This window comes from Phenylobacterium sp. (assembly GCF_965284355.1).
In the GTDB taxonomy this organism is placed as follows: domain Bacteria; phylum Pseudomonadota; class Alphaproteobacteria; order Caulobacterales; family Caulobacteraceae; genus Phenylobacterium.
Window position 1 is genome coordinate 120,689 of the sequence record NZ_OZ260078.1, and the last position, 15,975, is coordinate 136,663.

Below are 15,975 nucleotides of genomic sequence, written 5' to 3' on the forward strand. Positions count from 1 at the left end.
TGGTGGGGAGGGAAGCTCTCTAGCGCCGGTCGCCCGGACGGCTGCCCGGGACGCCTTCGTCGTCCTGCGGGAGCAGGCCGCCGCGGCCCACGCTGCCCAGCAGCTGTTCCAGCACGGTCATTTCGCGACCGCGGGTGGGGGTCTCGCGGTCGTTGAACGCGATCACCTTGCCGTCCTTCAGGGTGTAGACGTTCACCGTCTCCACCATCTCGGTGTCCTTGTTGAACGTGATGGCCGTCACGTTGCGGGCGGTCACCTGCGGCCGGCGGAAGGCCACGCGCTCCTTGATCTGGTTCACGTAGAACCAGACGTTCGGGTCGAAGGTGGACTGCACCGACGGCGAGCCCAGCTTGGCGCGCACGGTCGACTTGGTGTCGGTTCCGACCTTCACGTCCTTGGGGTCGGAATCGATGGCCTGGAAGCCGGAATAGCTGGTGATGGGCGAGCACGCCGAGAGGCCGCCCGAGAGGGTCACGGCGACGAGGAGAGCAAGGGCGGCGTGGCGGGACATCAGGACTCGTTTCTGGCGACCAGACGGCAAGAGGCTTTGACCTATCGCCGGCCGCCCCTTAGTTCAATGCGCCCTTTAGTTCCCACTCGGGGCAAAATCGAGGCCTCCATGCTCAAGCGCCTGTTCAAGCCGAGGCCCGCGACGGCCGCGGGGCGCGCTCTGTACGCCCAGACCGTGGCGCAGTCGCGCACCCCGACTCTCTACGCCGACCTCGGCGCGCCCGACACGCCCGAGGGCCGGTTCGAGATCTACAGCGTGCACGTCTACCTGCTGCTCGAGCGCCTGAAGGGGCAGGGGCCGCTGGCCGCCGAGACCGCCCAGGCGTTGTTCGACACCTATGTCAGCGCGCTCGACCACGCGCTGCGCGAGCTGGGCGTGGGCGATCTGTCGGTCGGCAAGAAGATCCGCAAGCTGGGAGAAGCCTTCTACGGGAGGGTCAACTCCTACGAGACGGCGCTGGCGGCGCTGCCCGACATGGCGCCGCTCGATGCGCTCATAGGCCGGACGGTCTACGAGGGCCGCGAAGCCCCCCGGGCCTCGGCCTTTCGAGACTACGTGCTGAGGCAGCGCGAGGCGCTGGCCGGCCAATCCGTCGACGCCCTGTGCGCCGGCGAAGTGACTTGGGTCGCGCCGTGACCTGGTCGGTGATCGTCAAGCTGCACGAGGTGGCCCGCGGGCCGGTTCGCCTCGATCTGGAGCCCACCGCCGAACAGCGCGCGCAGATCGCCAAGACGCTGAAGCTGCAGAGCCTGCCGGTCTTCAAGGCTCAGGTCACGGTGAAGCCCTGGCTCGACGGCGCCGAGCTCGCCGGCCGCTTCGACGGGATGGTCGAGCAGGTCTGCGGCATCACGCTGGAGCCCTTCGAGCAGGACATCTGGGGCGCCATCGACCTGCGGGTCGTGCCGGCGGGCAGTCCGCACGCGACGACGACGGAAGGCGGCGAGGTGGAGCTGGACCCCGAAGGCCCGGACGCGCCCGACGTCTTGGACGGCGAGGCCATCGACGTGGCCGCCTATGTCGTCGAGCACCTGGCGCTGGAGATCGACCCGTTCCCTCGCAAGCCTGGGGCGACCTTCGACTACCAGGCCCCGGAAGAGGAAACGACGCCCTTCGCGGCTCTGAAGAAGCTCACCGAGCCAAAGGCTTAGTTTCCACTGCGACCACGTCCCGCTAAGGTCGCGGCGAATCCTCTGGGGACGGACTTCACTTGAGCCAGCCGCTGGTTATCTCGGTCGACGCCATGGGCGGCGACCACGGGGCGAGTGTGGTCGTACCCGCCTGCGCCCAGGCGCTGGCCGACAACCCCCACATCCGTCTGCTGCTGCACGGCGACGAAGCCGTCCTGAAGCCGCATATCGCGAAGCACCCGCTGCTGTCTGAGCGGTGCGAGGTGCGCCACGCCGACAAGGTCATCGCGATGGACGAGAAGCCGGCCCAGGCCATGCGCCGCGGCAAGGGCTCGTCCATGTGGAACGCCATCGAGGCGATCCGCGAGGGTAAGGCGGTCGCGGCGGTTTCGGCGGGCAACACCGGCGCACTGATGGCGATCTCCAAACTGATCCTGCGGATGAGCGCCGACCTGGATCGCCCGGCCCTGGTGGCCTCGATTCCGCACGCCTGCGGCGTCACCACGTTCCTGGACGTCGGCGCCAACGTCGATTGCGACGCCGGACGGCTAGTGGAGTTCGCGATCATGGGCGAGGCCTATCACCGCGCGGCGCACGGCGTGGCCCGTCCCTCGGTGGGCCTGCTCAACGTGGGCTCCGAGGAAATGAAGGGCCACGAGGAGGTCCGCGAGGCCAACCGCATCCTGCGCGAGGGCGGCATCGACCTCGACTACAAGGGCTTCGTGGAAGGCGACGATCTGACCGCCGGCACGGTCCAGGTGGTGGTCACCGACGGCTTCACCGGCAACGTTTCCCTGAAGGCCATGGAGGGCGCGGCCAAGTTTATGTACAGCGAGCTGCGCGCCGCGCTGGGCCGTGACCTGATGACGAAGGCGGGCTTCCTGCTGGCCCGCAGTTCGCTGCGCGAGTTCCGCGACAAGATCAGCCCGCCGCCGGCCGCGCCGCTGCTGGGCCTGAACGGTCTGGTGCTGAAATGTCATGGCGGCGCCGACGAACGTGACTTCGCGAAAGCCATCCAAGCCGCCGCCGATGTGGCGCAAAGCGGGTTTGCCTCCGAGATCGAACGGAATATGAGGCGGCTTCCCGCTGCGCTCGCCGATGCGGGCCCCTCCGCCGCGGATGGAGCCGCCTGAAGTGTCCAAAGTTTTGCGTAGCGTCGTCACTGGGGTCGGCGGCTATCTGCCCGATCGGATCGTCACGAACGAAGATCTGTCGAAAGTGGTCGACACCTCGGACGAGTGGATCCGCGAACGCACCGGCATCCGCCAGCGTCGTCAGGCCGACGACGGCACGCCCGTCTCCGACCTGGCCGTCGAGGCGGCGAGACGGGCCCTGGAGGCCGCAGGCCGCACGCCGGACGACGTCGACCTGATCATCGTGGCCACCACCACGCCCGACCTGACGTTCCCGGCCGTGGCCACCATCGTCCAGCGCAAGCTGGGTTGCCCGATCGGCATCGCCTTCGACGTCCAGGCGGTCTGCTCGGGCTTCGTCTACGCCCTGTCGGTCGCCGACGGCTTCACGGCCCGCGGGCGCAGCAAGTGCGCGCTGGTGATCGGCGCCGAGACCATGACTCGGCTGATGGACTGGACCGACCGCGGCACCTGCGTGCTGTTCGGCGACGGCGCCGGCGCCGTGGTCGTCGAGCCCGGCGAAGGCGAGGGCACGACGGCCGACCGCGGCCTGCTGGGCTGGGCGCTGCGGGCCGACGGCACGAAGCAGGACCTGCTCTACGTCGACGGCGGCGTCTCGACCAATCGCCAGACCGGCTACCTGCGCATGCAGGGCAACCAGGTGTTCCGCCACGCCGTCGTGAACATCTCCGAGGCCGTTGTCGCCGCGGCCGCCGATGCTGGCGTCGATGTGCCCAGCGTCGACTGGTTCATCCCCCACCAGGCCAACCAGCGCATCCTCGAGGGCGTGGCCCGCCGTTTGGGCATCGACGAGGCCAAGGTCATCTCCACGGTCGCCGAACACGCGAACACCTCGGCGGCCTCGATTCCGCTTGCGCTCGACCAGGGCCTGAAGGACGGTCGTATCCGCCCCGGACAACTGCTGCTCCTGGAAGCCATGGGTGGCGGGTTGACGTGGGGCGCCTGCGTCCTGCGCCTTTGACGATCGCTTAGGCTTAAGCTGTAAAGCGTGACTTGAAGTCTTTGTGACAATAGGACAATCAGGAACCATGAACGACGTGGCGGCGGGGACCAGGGCGATCATGAAGGGTGCGACCGTCACACGGGCGGATTTGTGCGAGGCCGTGCACGAGCAGGTGGGCCTGACCCGCCAGGATTGCTCCGAGCTGGTCGAACGCGTGCTCGAACTGATGTGCGTCGCCCTGGAAAAGGGCGAGCAGGTCAAACTCTCGGGCTTCGGCGTGTTCCAGGTCCGGGCCAAGCGCGCCCGAATGGGCCGCAATCCCAAGACCGGCGAACCGGCCGCGATCGATCCGCGCCGCGTGATCGGCTTCCGCGCGTCGCAAGTGATGAAGGCTCGCGTCGACCGCGCGTTATCGCGGTAGGGACCGTGTAGTCCGGTGGCCAAGGGGCCCGACGCTTTCCGTACGATCTCCGAAGCGGCGGATGAGCTTCATGTGCCCCAGCATGTGCTCCGGTTCTGGGAAACCAAGTTCACCTTCATCAAGCCGATGAAGCGCGCCGGCGGGCGGCGCTTCTACCGCCCCACCGACATCGCGGTGCTGCGCGGCGTGCGCCGACTGCTCCACGACGAGGGCTACACCATCAAGGGCGTCCAGAAGCTCCATCGCGAGCAGGGCGTGAAGCGTCTGGTGGCGGCAGGCGAGGGGACGGCGGTCGCGCCGCCCGTGGAGAAGCCGGCGCCGGCGCCCAAGGCCACGAAGCCGACGGGCGACAAGACCGCCCTTCTCGAAGCCCTGCGCGACCTCGAGACCGCCAAGGCCCGCCTGGACGGCCTCCTCAAGGGCTGAGCCCGCTCAGGTTTCGCGCGGGGCGCCAGGCGCCACGCCGTATCGCAGTCTTCGATCCAGGAAATCTCGCCGCGCTGCAGGTGGTCCAGGGCCCGAACACTCGATCTTCCGATCAGGCGGCGGATGCGTCTCCTACACCGCGGAACCCGCTGCGGGTCGAAGGTGTTTGGCCGCCACCCCAATCGTGCCGGGACGGATGTCCCGCGAGGAGCCCTCCATGCGTCACCCCCTTATCGTCGCCGGCATCGCCGCCATGTGCCTGGTCCCATCGGTCGCGTCGGCGCAGCAGACCTGTGAGGAGCGGCGCAACAATCGGGCCGCAGGAACGGTCGTAGGCGGCCTCCTCGGGGCGCTCGCCGGCAGCGCGGTGGCGGGCCGCGGAGACCGTACCGAGGGCGCCGTCATCGGCGGCGTCGGCGGCGCGGTCGTCGGCAACCAGTTGTCGAAGGACAGCGGCGACTGTCGCCGCGCCTACGGCTATTACGACAACCAGAACAACTGGCATTCGACCGGCGTCGATCGCGCCGCCGCGCGCGGCTACTACGACCGCAACGGGAACTGGATCGACGGCGCGCCGCCCACCGGCGGCTGGGACCGTGACGGCCGCTGGGCCGCCAATGCCGGCGCCTATGGCAGCGCGGCCAACTACACGGATCGCTCGGACTGGCGCGACGCGCCACAGGACATCGCCCAACGCAGCGAATGGCTCGAGCGGCGCATTGTGCGTAGCCGCAACAACGGCCAGTTGTCGCGTCGCGAAGCTCAGCGCGCGATGGATACCCTGTCCGACATCCGTCGCGAGGAGCGCCGCTACTACCGCGACGGACGTTTGACCGACCGCGAGAGCTACACGCTCATGGCCAAGCTCGACGCGCTGAATAGCCAGATCCGCTGGGATCGCCGCGACTAGGCAGGATGATGCCAGCTCGGCTTCGGACGCTCATCCGGCGTCGGGCTGGAGCAGCCTTGAGCGAGGGAACCGCGCCGAGCCTTGGCCGTTCGGCCGGCATGCCATCACCCCGCCGCGGAGAGGCCGCGCTGCGCGCCGACGAAACCTATGCTCTCGGGCTGGCGCGCGCGGCGGCCGGCGCGTTGATCTTCAGTTTTCCGCTGCTGATGACCATGGAGATGTGGGCGTTGGGCGCTCACATGGATCGGCTCCGGCTGGCCGCTTTCCTGGTGGTCAGCGCCGGAGTCGTGCTGGGCCTCAGCCATTTCGCCGGCTTCCGTGACACCCGTACGCTGGGTGATGACGCGTTGGACGCGCTGGCGGCCCTGCTGATCGGCGCGTTGGTGGCGGCTGTGCTCCTAGTCCTCATGGGCCTGCTGACAATTCATACGGCGGCGCGGGAGGCCGTCGGCATGATCGCCGTGCAGGCCGCGCCCGCTGCCATTGGCGCGGTGCTCGCCAATAAGCAGCTGAAGGCGCGCGATCAGGAACGATCGAAGGAGGATCGGGCCGGCTATCTGGGGCAGCTCTTTCTCATGGCGTCGGGCGCGCTCTTCTTCGCCTTCAACGTGGCGCCTACCGACGAGATGATCCTGATCAGCTTCCGAATGACTCCCTGGCATGCGCTGGCGCTGATCGCCGTGTCGCTGCTCACGCTGCACGCCCTCGTCTTTTCCGTCGGGTTTGCCGGGCAGGAACAGCATGAGAGTCAGCGTCTCGCGTTCCTGCACTACAGCCTCGCGGGCTATGGCGTCGCGCTGCTCGTCAGCGTCTACATCCTCTGGACGTTCGGGCGTCTGGACGGCGGTCTCAGCGACACGGCCCGGGCGATCGTGGTGCTGGGTTTCCCGGCTGCGATCGGTGCGGCCGCCGCAAGGCTGGTGGTTTGATGGCCGCGCGCTGCAAGCCGAAGGAGACACTGACCCAGCGGACCCCGGTGGCCGAATGGACCGCCGCGGCGCTGGGCCTGATGCTCACCCTGGGCTTGGTGGGCTACACGATCTGGGAAGGCGTGACCGCCGATCCGGGGCCGCCCCGCCTCTCGGTCAGCGCCTTGCCCGCGACGCGAAGCGGGACAGGCTACGCGGTCCCAATCGTTGTCCGGAACACCAGTCACGCGACCGCCGCGCAGGTGGACGTGCGCGGCGTGCTGCGTCGCCCCGGCGAGGCGCCGGAGGAACGTCATGCCACCTTCTCGTACGTGCCTGGCCGGGGCGAGACGCGAGGTGGGCTGATCTTCCAGGCGGATCCGGCCACGTCACCGCCGGACGTGAGCGTCGAGGGCTGGGAAGACCCCTGAGCCGGCGCGGCGTCGCGACTGGAACAAGCTGGACTGAACCGCGTTTCCGCGGCCATGTCAGGCGGTGGGAGCAGGGTGCGCCGCGTCGAACTCGTCCACGACCGCGCGGCGAGTGCCGCTGTTGTTCACCCGCGTCGAGGCACGCGCTCGCACGCAAGCCTGCGCAGACCACCCAAATTCCTGAACTTCAGAGAAATCTCGCCGCCGGACGCTGGTCGGAGCGACAGGATTTGAACCTGCGACCCCTTGACCCCCAGTCAAGTGCGCTACCAAGCTGCGCCACGCTCCGTCGGCCCAGCGGCGAGGGGCGTCTTCTAGCGGAACCGGGAATGAGGGCAATCCAAATTTTGGGCGGCGGCGTCGCAGCCTGCGCGTTCGGGTTTGCGGCGGGCTCAGCTCACGCCCAGTGGATCCGCAGCCCGACGTCCGACGAACTCGCCGCGGCCTATCCCGCCGCCGCGAAGGCGGACGGCGTCATCGGTCGGGCCGATCTCTCGTGTGTGGTGACCAATGACGGCAGCCTGGAAGCGTGCAAGATCGCGCTGGAGACGCCTGCCGACAGAGGGTTCGGCGCCGCCGCGCTGTCCCTGACGCCTCTCTTCAAGATGGACATGGCTTCGCCCACCGGCGCGGCGGCGAAGGGAAAGCGGCTGCGGCTGCCCGTGCGTTTCGGGGTGCGCACTCGCGCGCCGCCGCTTCGTGCTGCGAAGTTCAAGGACCCGGGGTCTTACGCCTGGCTGGCGCCCGCCGGACCTTATTGGCCAGATCGCGCCCTCAGGATGGGACGCGGCGGCTTCGTCCAGGTGGATTGTGCCGTTGGCGACGATGAGCGGCTCAAAGACTGCGAGGTCGCTCACGCGGAGGGTGAGGACGTCGGCTTCGCCGACAGCGTGCTGAAGATGGCCCAGCAGCGGTGGATGACGGCGGGACCGCTTCCGCCGAATGTCGCCATTCCCGCCGACGGCGTCTGGCGTTTCGAGGTTGCGTTCGACGCCAAGGCGCACCCTTGGGTGAAGCGCTAGCCCGCAATCGCCCGCGCGTTGATCCCCGAGCCCAGCTCGAACGTCGCCCCCGTTGCGCCATAGGCCGCCGTACGGCGCGTCAGGCCCGTGGCCGCGCGCAGGCGCATCGTGGCTTCGATGCCGGTGCAGTGGCCCAGCAGCATGAACTTCACGCCCGCCGTCTTCAGTTCGGCGCCGGTCCAGTCCAGCCGCGCATCGTTCAGGCCGAAGGTGTGCAGGCCGCCGATCAGGGCCAGCAGCGGCTTGCCGCCGGTGAGCGCCCGGGCGCGGCGCGCGATGTTGATCACGCCGGCGTGGCCGCAGCCGGTCAGCGCCACCACGCCGTCGGCGGTGTCGAACACCATGGCCATGTCTTCCGGCACGTTGTCCTCGACGCCGCTGGCCAGCTTCCAGCCGACGGGAAAGTTCTTCTCGTCGGTCTCGCGCGGCACCGGGCCGGTCAGCCAGACGCCGGGCAGCAGCTCCTCAACGCGGTTGTGGACGATGAATCCGGCGCCCGAGGCCTCCACCTCCGCCCTGAACTTCGCGATCGCGGGGCGGTAGCCCTGGGTCCCGCCTTCGAAGAACCCTTCGGCCACATGCACCCGGCTCAGCGCCTTGGAGTTGCCCGCCGCCAGCGCCTTGCGCAGCACCAGGAAGCCGCCGGTGTGGTCGCCGTGGTGGTGGCTCAGCACCACGTCCTCGATCCCGGACAGATCCACCTTCAGCTCGCGGGCGTTGGCCAGCACCGTCTCGGGCCGCGCGCCGGTGTCGTAGAGGATCTTCTTGCCGTCCACCTCGACCAGGGCCGCATAGCCCCACTCGCCGACGCCCTGGTCGGCCATCATGGTCGACAGCACGGTGACCTTCAGCTTGCCCACCTGGGCGGCCAGCGCGGGCAGGGGCGCGAGCAGGAGGACGGCGAGGGCGATCAGCAGGCGCGTCATGGAGCCTCCAGCAATCAGGAAGGCCCAGCTTAGGTCAGCCTTCGCGGTTCATCCACCGGATCAGCGGGAACAGCGGCACGCCCCAGGCCGTGCCGAAGACGCCGTAGTACAGCGCCTGGGCCGCCCAATGCTTGGGCACCATGTCGCCGACCAGGACAACGGTGACGCTGTAGGCGGCGAGAAACGCGAGGATCGCGATCATTCCCAGGAATTTGCGCAGGCGGGGTGACATGCCTCCTCATAGAGCGCTGGGCCTCGGCGCGTAAGCCCGCTAAAGGACCGCGGCCAAAGTTCGGCCGGAAAGCTGCGCCAATCGCGACACCATGATTTCGTTCCTGAGTTCGGACCGTTCCAAGCCTGTCGCCATCTGGCTCTTCGTCGTGGCCGCCATGGTGCTCGCCATGGTGATCGTCGGCGGCGCCACGCGCCTGACGGACTCGGGGCTCTCGATCACCGAGTGGAAGCCGGTCACCGGCGCGCTGCCGCCCCTGTCGCAGGCCGACTGGGACGCCGAGTTCGCGCTCTACAAGCAGATCCCGCAATACAGCCAGCTGAACGCCGGCATGACCATGGCCGAGTTCCAGACCATCTACTGGTGGGAGTGGTCGCACCGGCTGCTGGGCCGCCTGGTCGGCCTGGTGTTCTTCGTGCCGTTCGCGTGGTTCGCGATCCGGCGACAGCTGCCGCGACGGCTGTTCCTGCGCCTGGGCGGCATCTTCCTCCTGGGCGGCCTTCAGGGCGCCGTCGGTTGGTGGATGGTGGCCAGCGGGCTGACCCACCGCGTCTCGGTCGCGCCCGAGCGGCTGATGGTCCACCTGGGGCTGGCGTTCGCGCTGCTGGGCCTGGTGATGTGGACCGCCTTCGACGCCTGGGCCGGCACGGCCCGCCAGACGCTGCCCAGCCCCTGGGGCCGGCGCGCCGCCGCGCTGCTGGGCCTCATCTACCTGCAGGTGCTGCTGGGCGCCCTGGTGGCCGGCAACGACGCCGGGCTGATCTACAACGACTGGCCCCTGATGAACGGGGCCCTGATCCCCGACGACTACCTGGGCGCCAACCTCTGGGCCACGCTCGCCCACAGCCAGGGCGCGGTGCAGTTCAATCACCGGATCGTGGCCTACGTCCTGACCGGCGTGGCGCTGGCGATGGGGATCTTCGCCTGGCGCTCCAGCTATCTGGCGCGCGAATCCAAGCTGCTGGCCGTCGCGGTGGCCGCCGCCGTCGGCCTCCAGGCGGTCCTGGGCGTCGTCACCCTGGTGATGCGCGCGCCGGTCGGCCTCTCCATCGCCCACCAGCTGGCCGCGGCTCTGGTCCTGATGCTGGCGGTCGCCTTCGCGTGGCGCGTGCGGCGCGTCTGAGGGCGGTCTGAGGCGGAAAAAGGCGCGGTAATATAATACCGTTATAGGATTGTTGTTGAAATACAGAGTGTTGATGCATTCCGAGCGCATCCTCGCGCATTGACAGGGCGATCCCTTTTCGGCATATGCCGCGCCTCACGTCGGGCCGCGTCCAGCGAACCCGCATTCGTTCTATTGGATCGTCCCTCATGCTGAAGAGCACTACGGCTTCGCTGAAGCCCGCCGAGGTCGAGAAGAAGTGGATCGTGATCGACGCTCAGGACGCCGTTGTCGGCCGTCTGGCTTCGTTCATCGCCATGCGTCTTCGCGGCAAGCATCGCGCTGATTACACCCCGCACGTCGACTGCGGCGACTTCGTCGTCGTCGTGAACGCCCACAAGGTGAAGTTCACGGGCAAGAAGGCCACCGACGAGGTCTACTACTGGCACACCGGCCACCCGGGCGGCGTGAAGCAGCGGACCCCGGCCCAGATCCTGGCCGGCAAGTACCCCGAGCGCGTCCTGCAGAAGGCCGTCGAGCGCATGCTCCCCAAGGAGAGCCCGCTGGCCCGCAAGCAGCTGACCCACCTGCGCATCTACAATGCTCCCGAGCACCCGCACGCGGCGCAAAATCCCGAGACCATCGCGTTCGCCGACCTGAACGCCAAGAACGTGCGGAGCGCGTAATGAGCGAAGCTGAAAAGCCGACCGAAGTCGCCACCGGCTTCGACGCCCTGAAGGGCATGGGCACCCAGGCGGAGGCCCCGGTGCACGAGCGCAAGGTCGACGCCCAGGGCCGCGCCTACGCGACCGGCAAGCGGAAGAACGCGGTCGCCCGCGTCTGGATCAAGCCGGGCAAGGGCACGATCACCATCAACGGCCGTGACCAGACGATCTACTTCGCCCGTCCGGTGCTGCGCATGATGATCGCCCAGCCGATGGAACTGACGGATCGCGCCGGCCAGTTCGACGTCATCGCCACCGTGGAAGGCTCGGGCCTTTCGGGTCAGGCGGGCGCCGTTCGCCACGCCATCTCCAAGGCTCTGACCTATTACGAGCCCGGCCTGCGCGCCGTGCTGAAGCCGCACGGCCTCCTGACCCGCGACCCCCGCGTCGTGGAGCGGAAGAAGTACGGCAAGGCCAAGGCCCGACGCAGCTTCCAGTTCTCGAAGCGCTAACTCTTACGCTTCAATTTGTTGAATAAAAACAGGCGTCTAGCGAAGGCTAGGCGCCTGTTTTGCCATTCACAGATGACTCACAAGCGGTTGTATTTTCCGCAGTTTCCAGTTAGCGTTTTGCACAGTTCCTTCACAGGAATTGGCGAGGCGCGTGATGCCCGACAGCTTCTATCAAGAGGTCCACCGCCTCCGTGACGGGGCCGTCATGGTCTACCGCCGCGGCGACACCAAGCAGCAGGTCTATCAGGCTCGCCTGAAGGTCCCCGGCGTCAGCGGCTACGTCATCCGCTCCCTCAAGACCCGCGATCTCCCCACGGCCCTCAACCAGGCCGAGGACCTCTTCTACGAGTTGCGGGCCGAGCAGAAGCTCGGCATGGACGTGCGCGTCTCCGGAAACCTCAAGTTCAAGGACCTGTGGAAGCGCTTCTACGCGGCCCACGAAACCGGGTTGTCGATCCATCGCCAGCGGCTGCACCGATTCATGGCGGAGAAGTACTTCAACCCGTACTTCGGCGACGCCCGCGTCAACGACATGCCGGACGCCTTCGTCGAGCGCTACTGGGACTGGCGCATCAACTACCACAACCCCGACCGGTGGGATGGCGACGAGGACATCCCCGCCAACGCCGTGAAGGTCCCGGCTCAGAAGACCCTGGACATGGAAGCCGGCATGCTCCGGCAGATCTTCCGCTGGGGTAAGCGGATCGGCTTCGTGAAGCGCGAGCCGTGGGTCAAGGCCACCAAGGTGAAGCACACGAAGGGCCGGCGCTGGTCGTGGAGGTGGCGCCGACAACGAAGACGGGCGCCCGCACCGTTGTGTGCCGTGAAGGCACGCAGACCTATCTGGACCGGCTAAAGAAGGTCTCGCGGCACAGCGGGCCCGACGATCTGGTGTTCTGCGGCTATGACGGCAAGCCGGTGGAGAACTTCAACAAGACCTTCGCGAGCATCTTGTCTCGCCTCAAGCTCCTGGACGACCGCTGGGGCAAGCGGCGGACGGTCTACAGCCTGCGCCACTTCTACTGCACCCAATGCCTGCTCTCCGGCATCCCGGTCCACGTCCTCGCCAAGAACATGGGGACCTCGATCACCTACATCGAGAAGCACTACAGCCACGTGCTCACCGTGATGCAGGCGAGAGAATTGCGGACCAAGAAGTTCAAGGCCAAGGCGTAGCGCGTTTCGCCCAGCAGGCGCGGGCGTCAGATGACGCGTCGTTCTTGCCGCCATGAAGATGGCGGCTGTCAGGCGCCGCCCGTAGGGGCGGTGCGGATTGGGCAGGGGGCCCACTTGTGAAGCACCTACGAGCGTTTCGCGCCCACGAACCGGCCGAACATCGGGATTGTCGAGCCAGGCCCCGTTGTTAGTCTGCAACGCGATGTTCGGGTGGGGTTGGGTCCGTGAAAGATACTGAGTTTCGGAAGTGGCTTGAGGCCCGCCGCTGGCGTGGACAACCGCTGACGAGCAAGGCCATTCAAAATCGGCGTCGGCGGTGAGAGAGCGTTCGACGCGCTTCAAGCGGGCGCTCGGAATCAGCGTGCGTGAGCTCGCATCACGGACCGGCGTCGCGGACTCGACGATCCTTCGCTTCGAGACGAACAAGGGCGGCTTGCAGGCTGGGACGAGGGATCGGCTTCAAGCTCAATTGGAAGCTGACGGCGTCGTGTTCCTCTCGCCCGAGGACGGGTTCGGCCCGGGCGTTCGCCTGCGGGCGCCAAGCAGCACAGTTTGAGCTGAAGATCCGCTATGCCGCTGAAGGCCTCCGCCGCAGGGCAGGGCTGATGCATGGCGTTCGGCGGCCGGTCCGGTGACCTCTTGGCGAGGCTGGATAAGTCCTTTGGCGGTTGCGTATCGGTGGCTGGGCGAAGGCTGCAAGTCGTGAGGTCGTGCTCATGCCGCGGGTTGGGCTGGGCCGACGTCGTGGGGACGGCGCGTCCGGCCGTGGGGGCCATCGGCGCTTCTGGAGATCGGTGGGCGCGGGGTGCGGCACCAGGTGTCGGCTCGGCCTGCGCGGCCTCTCGTTGGCGCAAGGGGTTCAAGGGCTGGCGGGCGGCGCAACGGGCGTCCGGCGGCTTTATTCCCCTGGGCTGACGCCCATTCCTCGCGGCCCAAGAAATCCGCCGGCCGCCGTCCTCCGCTGACGCTGCGGGCCTTCGGCTGCGCCGCCCGCCGGCCCTCGACTCCAGGTCCGCCATCGAGGCCGCGGCAGGCGCGGTCCGAAAAACCTCAAGGAGACTTCCCATGGCGACCATCGGCACCTTCATGAAGAGCGACGACGGCAGCTACAACGGCTCGATCAAGACGCTCAGCCTCTCCGTCAAGCAGGCCCAGCTCCGGCCCGTCCAGAAGGAGAGCGAGAACGCCCCGGACTTCCGCATCTTCGCCGCCGGCACCGAGTTCGGGGCGGCCTGGAAGAAGACCTCCCGCGAGAACCGCGACTACCTTTCGGTCAAGCTCGAGGACCCCAGCTTCCCGGCCCCGATCTACGCCAACCTGGTCGACGCCGAGGAAGGCTACAGCCTGGTCTGGTCCCGCAACACCCGTCCGGCGAACTGAGGCCTCAGGCGGCGGCGCTTCCCCGCGCCGCCGCCGATCTCGATCGCGCTTGCGGGTACGTCTGGACCTGAGGGCACTGTGAGCGGAATTCGCCCGTTCTGAACTGGAGAGGACATGGCCGCCAAACCGCCTTCCAATGCGCCGGCCCGTGGTGGCGCTTCGGGGTGTTTCCCACCTCCCGCGCTGACGTCTGCCGGCGGGGGCGAAAGACGCTTCTACGAGGGCGCGGTCACGACGTTCGGCAGGTCCAAGGCTGTCAGGCTCGAAGAGAGGTTCTTCGTCGACCACCCGGAGTTCGGGCCGGGCGCTCGGGTGGAGGTGAGGGCGATCGCGCCCGGCTGTGTGCTGATGGCTGTGGAGGGGGCGAGTGCGGTCGCCGAGAATTCCGACGGCGTCGACCCGCTGGTCGGGGCGTATCTTGCGTTCATCGGGGCGGACCTGAACGCAAACCCGCACAGGGTCCGGCCGCTTGACCTGTCCCCTGTCGTCGCGCTGATCGAGGGCGTGACGCCTTTGCGCGACGACGAGGACTTTCCGGACGATTCCGCGCTTTGACCATGGGGGAGGGCGGCGTGTTCGCCATCGAGGTTGCGGAGATTGAGGTCTATATTATCCGCATATCATGCGGAGAATATAGTTGCCCTTCGCGCATAGGCGTGTAGGATAAACTCCGCGGTGGATGCGGAGAATGGCTATCACCTATATCCACGAACTCGAGGCTTGGCCGCAGTTCCGTTGCCGTGACGAAGCGCTTGCGGCGAAGCTGGCGGCGGTTCGTCATCATCAGGGCCGCCTGATCGGCAGGATGGAAGCTCTGGGCTTCAAATTGCGGGCAGAGGCGATTCTCCCTTCGCTGACCGAAGAGGTCATCAAGTCCAGCGAGATCGAGGGCGAGACCCTCGACCCCACGGCGGTCCGCTCCTCCATCGCGCGTCGCCTGGGCATGGAGGCTGGCGGTCTCAAACCCGTCGACCGCAGCGTCGAGGGCGTTGTGACACTGATGGTCGACGCCACGCAGGGCTTCGATCTCCCCCTCACCACAGATCGCCTGTTCGGATGGTACGCTGAACTGTTCCCGACCGGGCGCAGCGGCTTGAGCAAGATCGACGTGGCGCGTTGGCGGACAGACCGGGATGGCCCGATGCAGGTCACGTCCGGCTACGCGGGCAGAGAGCGCGTCCACTTCGAAGCCCCCGCCGCCGCGAGCCTGGCGGGCGAGATGCAGCGGTTCCTGGACTGGTTCAACGCCAAGAGCGGGCTCGATCCGGTGCTTGAAGCCGCCATTGCTCACCTGTGGTTCGTGACGATCCACCCCTTCGGGGACGGCAACGGCCGTATTGCGCGTGCGATTGCCGACATGGCGCTTGCGCGCTCGGAAAGGACACCCTGGCGCTTCTACAGCATGTCGAGCCAGATCAGGGCGGAACGCGCGGACTACTATGACATCCTAGAGAGAACTCAGAAGGGCGATCTCGACATCACCGCCTGGCTCGACTGGTTTCTCGGTTGCCTGGACCGCGCGTTCGACCGGGCCGAGGAGACGTTTGCCGCGGTGATGGCGAAGGCTCAGTTCTGGGAAGAGCATGGCGCCGGTGGCTTCAACGATCGCCAGCGCCTGATCATGAACCGGCTGCTGGACGGGTTCGAAGGCAAGCTGACGTCGACGAAATACGCGGTCATCACCAAGTGCTCCCAAGACACCGCCTCCCGCGACATCGATGACCTGATCCGGCAAGGCGTCTTGGCGAAGGACCCCGGCGGCGGCCGGAGCACGAGTTACTCGCTCGTCGAGGTTGAGCGCCGGCAAGGCCTCGCATTCCCGGATCGGGAGTATCGCGTCGACGGGGCGCGCGGGGCGATCTTCTGGGGCGAGTCCAATGGCGCGCGCGTGCGCTGCATCATCAGCCGCGAGGCGCTCGATGATCACTTCTCGGAACGCGATACGCTGCGCCCCGAGGCTGCCTTCATGAAACACCGGACCGAGATCGAAGCGCTGGCCAGCCAGAAGTACGCGCTCGGCCAGTGGGAGCCGGACGGCGGCATCGTGATCCGGACACTGGATCCTGTGTTCGATCGAGATGTACGGAAGACCTGAGGGGGTTCTCCTGAGCCTCCGCTGCGCCATGCGC

At 67.5% G+C, this 15,975-nt stretch carries 21 protein-coding genes and 1 tRNA gene; 18 read left to right on the forward strand and 4 right to left on the reverse strand.

Going from position 1 to position 15,975, the window contains the following annotated elements:
* Nucleotides 1-19: 19 nt before the first annotated feature.
* Nucleotides 20-511 carry an outer membrane protein assembly factor BamE gene (locus tag ACQ66R_RS00565; protein ID WP_430418290.1) on the reverse strand — a complete coding sequence of 164 codons (492 nt, stop codon included), beginning with the start codon at nt 509-511 and terminating at the stop codon, nt 20-22.
* Nucleotides 512-619: 108 nt separating this feature from the next.
* Here ACQ66R_RS00565 and ACQ66R_RS00570 point away from each other — a divergent pair, with 108 nt between their 5' ends.
* The 9 genes from ACQ66R_RS00570 (at nt 620) to ACQ66R_RS00610 (ending at nt 6,831) form a co-directional block, all read left to right on the forward strand.
* Nucleotides 620-1,147, forward strand: coding sequence for a ubiquinol-cytochrome C chaperone family protein (locus ACQ66R_RS00570; RefSeq protein ID WP_430418292.1), 528 nt, complete (start codon nt 620-622; stop codon nt 1,145-1,147).
* Nucleotides 1,132-1,659: a YceD family protein gene (locus ACQ66R_RS00575; RefSeq protein ID WP_430418294.1), complete on the forward strand. Its 528-nt coding sequence runs from the start codon at nt 1,132-1,134 to the stop codon at nt 1,657-1,659. The genes ACQ66R_RS00570 and ACQ66R_RS00575 overlap by 16 nt, the downstream gene beginning before the upstream one ends.
* A 59-nt stretch (nt 1,660-1,718) precedes the next feature.
* The gene (gene plsX, locus ACQ66R_RS00580; protein ID WP_430418296.1) at nt 1,719-2,771 is read left to right on the forward strand and encodes a phosphate acyltransferase PlsX; all 1,053 of its coding nucleotides are present in this window, start codon (nt 1,719-1,721) and stop codon (nt 2,769-2,771) included.
* Complete coding sequence (locus ACQ66R_RS00585) at nt 2,758-3,753, forward strand: beta-ketoacyl-ACP synthase III (protein ID WP_430418298.1); 996 nt, start codon at nt 2,758-2,760, stop codon at nt 3,751-3,753. Before plsX ends, ACQ66R_RS00585 begins: the two co-directional genes overlap by 14 nt.
* Before the next feature lie 100 nt (nt 3,754-3,853).
* Nucleotides 3,854-4,156 (forward strand): integration host factor subunit alpha, encoded by a 303-nt coding sequence (locus tag ACQ66R_RS00590; RefSeq protein WP_293364679.1) that lies wholly within the window; start codon nt 3,854-3,856, stop codon nt 4,154-4,156.
* Between the two features lie 15 nt (nt 4,157-4,171).
* Nucleotides 4,172-4,582, forward strand: a complete 411-nt coding sequence (locus ACQ66R_RS00595) for a MerR family transcriptional regulator (protein WP_430418300.1) — start codon at nt 4,172-4,174, stop codon at nt 4,580-4,582.
* 217 nt (nt 4,583-4,799) lie between these two features.
* Nucleotides 4,800-5,492 (forward strand): glycine zipper 2TM domain-containing protein, encoded by a 693-nt coding sequence (locus ACQ66R_RS00600; RefSeq protein ID WP_430418302.1) that lies wholly within the window; start codon nt 4,800-4,802, stop codon nt 5,490-5,492.
* Nucleotides 5,493-5,548: 56 nt separating this feature from the next.
* Nucleotides 5,549-6,421, forward strand: a complete 873-nt coding sequence (locus ACQ66R_RS00605) for a TIGR02587 family membrane protein (protein WP_430418304.1) — start codon at nt 5,549-5,551, stop codon at nt 6,419-6,421.
* Complete coding sequence (locus ACQ66R_RS00610; RefSeq protein WP_430418306.1) at nt 6,421-6,831, forward strand: hypothetical protein; 411 nt, start codon at nt 6,421-6,423, stop codon at nt 6,829-6,831. Before ACQ66R_RS00605 ends, ACQ66R_RS00610 begins: the two co-directional genes overlap by 1 nt.
* Nucleotides 6,832-7,043: 212 nt before the next feature.
* Here the strand turns inward: ACQ66R_RS00610 and ACQ66R_RS00615 are convergent.
* Nucleotides 7,044-7,120: transfer RNA gene (locus ACQ66R_RS00615), tRNA-Pro, on the reverse strand.
* Between the two features lie 40 nt (nt 7,121-7,160).
* On the opposite strand from ACQ66R_RS00615, the gene ACQ66R_RS00620 reads away from it, so the two are divergent.
* Nucleotides 7,161-7,853 carry a TonB family protein gene (locus ACQ66R_RS00620; protein ID WP_430418308.1) on the forward strand — a complete coding sequence of 231 codons (693 nt, stop codon included), beginning with the start codon at nt 7,161-7,163 and terminating at the stop codon, nt 7,851-7,853.
* Here the strand turns inward: ACQ66R_RS00620 and ACQ66R_RS00625 are convergent.
* Together ACQ66R_RS00625 and ACQ66R_RS00630 are read right to left on the reverse strand one after the other, a co-directional pair.
* A complete protein-coding gene (locus tag ACQ66R_RS00625) occupies nt 7,850-8,779 on the reverse strand; it encodes an MBL fold metallo-hydrolase (protein ID WP_430418310.1) in 930 nt (309 codons plus the stop codon). The genes ACQ66R_RS00620 and ACQ66R_RS00625 overlap by 4 nt on opposite strands.
* A gap of 34 nt (nt 8,780-8,813) precedes the next feature.
* A complete protein-coding gene (locus ACQ66R_RS00630; protein ID WP_430418312.1) occupies nt 8,814-9,011 on the reverse strand; it encodes a DUF2842 domain-containing protein in 198 nt (65 codons plus the stop codon).
* Nucleotides 9,012-9,102: 91 nt separating this feature from the next.
* On the opposite strand from ACQ66R_RS00630, the gene ACQ66R_RS00635 reads away from it, so the two are divergent.
* The 8 genes from ACQ66R_RS00635 to ACQ66R_RS00670 all read left to right on the forward strand — a co-directional run bounded on the left by ACQ66R_RS00635 (nt 9,103) and on the right by ACQ66R_RS00670 (nt 15,941).
* Entirely contained in the window at nt 9,103-10,134 is a 1,032-nt protein-coding gene (locus tag ACQ66R_RS00635; RefSeq protein WP_430418314.1) for a COX15/CtaA family protein, read from the forward strand.
* Between the two features lie 191 nt (nt 10,135-10,325).
* The gene (gene rplM / locus ACQ66R_RS00640; protein WP_430426173.1) at nt 10,326-10,799 is read left to right on the forward strand and encodes a 50S ribosomal protein L13; all 474 of its coding nucleotides are present in this window, start codon (nt 10,326-10,328) and stop codon (nt 10,797-10,799) included.
* A complete protein-coding gene (rpsI, locus tag ACQ66R_RS00645; protein WP_430418316.1) occupies nt 10,799-11,290 on the forward strand; it encodes a 30S ribosomal protein S9 in 492 nt (163 codons plus the stop codon). Before rplM ends, rpsI begins: the two co-directional genes overlap by 1 nt.
* 154 nt (nt 11,291-11,444) lie before the next feature.
* Nucleotides 11,445-12,146, forward strand: coding sequence for a hypothetical protein (locus ACQ66R_RS00650; protein WP_430418318.1), 702 nt, complete (start codon nt 11,445-11,447; stop codon nt 12,144-12,146).
* A complete protein-coding gene (locus ACQ66R_RS00655; RefSeq protein WP_430418320.1) occupies nt 12,107-12,466 on the forward strand; it encodes a hypothetical protein in 360 nt (119 codons plus the stop codon). The genes ACQ66R_RS00650 and ACQ66R_RS00655 overlap by 40 nt, the downstream gene beginning before the upstream one ends.
* A 1,065-nt stretch (nt 12,467-13,531) precedes the next feature.
* A complete protein-coding gene (locus ACQ66R_RS00660; RefSeq protein WP_430418322.1) occupies nt 13,532-13,846 on the forward strand; it encodes a DUF736 domain-containing protein in 315 nt (104 codons plus the stop codon).
* A 114-nt stretch (nt 13,847-13,960) separates the two neighbouring features.
* Nucleotides 13,961-14,401, forward strand: a complete 441-nt coding sequence (locus ACQ66R_RS00665; RefSeq protein ID WP_430418324.1) for a hypothetical protein — start codon at nt 13,961-13,963, stop codon at nt 14,399-14,401.
* A gap of 133 nt (nt 14,402-14,534) precedes the next feature.
* A complete protein-coding gene (locus ACQ66R_RS00670) occupies nt 14,535-15,941 on the forward strand; it encodes a DUF1488 family protein (RefSeq protein ID WP_430418326.1) in 1,407 nt (468 codons plus the stop codon).
* Nucleotides 15,942-15,975: the final 34 nt, after the last annotated feature.

Coding starts and splice junctions, on each gene's coding strand:
- ACQ66R_RS00650 (WP_430418318.1), top strand. CDS start 11,445: ATGCCCGACAGCTTCTATCAAGAGGTCCACCGCCTCCGTGACGGGGCC.
- ACQ66R_RS00620 (WP_430418308.1), top strand. CDS start 7,161: ATGAGGGCAATCCAAATTTTGGGCGGCGGCGTCGCAGCCTGCGCGTTC.
- ACQ66R_RS00635 (WP_430418314.1), top strand. CDS start 9,103: ATGATTTCGTTCCTGAGTTCGGACCGTTCCAAGCCTGTCGCCATCTGG.
- ACQ66R_RS00630 (WP_430418312.1), bottom strand. CDS start 9,011: ATGTCACCCCGCCTGCGCAAATTCCTGGGAATGATCGCGATCCTCGCG.
- ACQ66R_RS00670 (WP_430418326.1), top strand. CDS start 14,535: ATGGCTATCACCTATATCCACGAACTCGAGGCTTGGCCGCAGTTCCGT.
- ACQ66R_RS00590 (WP_293364679.1), top strand. CDS start 3,854: ATGAAGGGTGCGACCGTCACACGGGCGGATTTGTGCGAGGCCGTGCAC.
- rpsI (WP_430418316.1), top strand. CDS start 10,799: ATGAGCGAAGCTGAAAAGCCGACCGAAGTCGCCACCGGCTTCGACGCC.
- ACQ66R_RS00625 (WP_430418310.1), bottom strand. CDS start 8,779: ATGACGCGCCTGCTGATCGCCCTCGCCGTCCTCCTGCTCGCGCCCCTG.
- ACQ66R_RS00660 (WP_430418322.1), top strand. CDS start 13,532: ATGGCGACCATCGGCACCTTCATGAAGAGCGACGACGGCAGCTACAAC.
- ACQ66R_RS00600 (WP_430418302.1), top strand. CDS start 4,800: ATGCGTCACCCCCTTATCGTCGCCGGCATCGCCGCCATGTGCCTGGTC.
- ACQ66R_RS00585 (WP_430418298.1), top strand. CDS start 2,758: ATGGAGCCGCCTGAAGTGTCCAAAGTTTTGCGTAGCGTCGTCACTGGG.
- ACQ66R_RS00570 (WP_430418292.1), top strand. CDS start 620: ATGCTCAAGCGCCTGTTCAAGCCGAGGCCCGCGACGGCCGCGGGGCGC.
- ACQ66R_RS00565 (WP_430418290.1), bottom strand. CDS start 511: ATGTCCCGCCACGCCGCCCTTGCTCTCCTCGTCGCCGTGACCCTCTCG.
- ACQ66R_RS00610 (WP_430418306.1), top strand. CDS start 6,421: ATGGCCGCGCGCTGCAAGCCGAAGGAGACACTGACCCAGCGGACCCCG.
- ACQ66R_RS00665 (WP_430418324.1), top strand. CDS start 13,961: ATGGCCGCCAAACCGCCTTCCAATGCGCCGGCCCGTGGTGGCGCTTCG.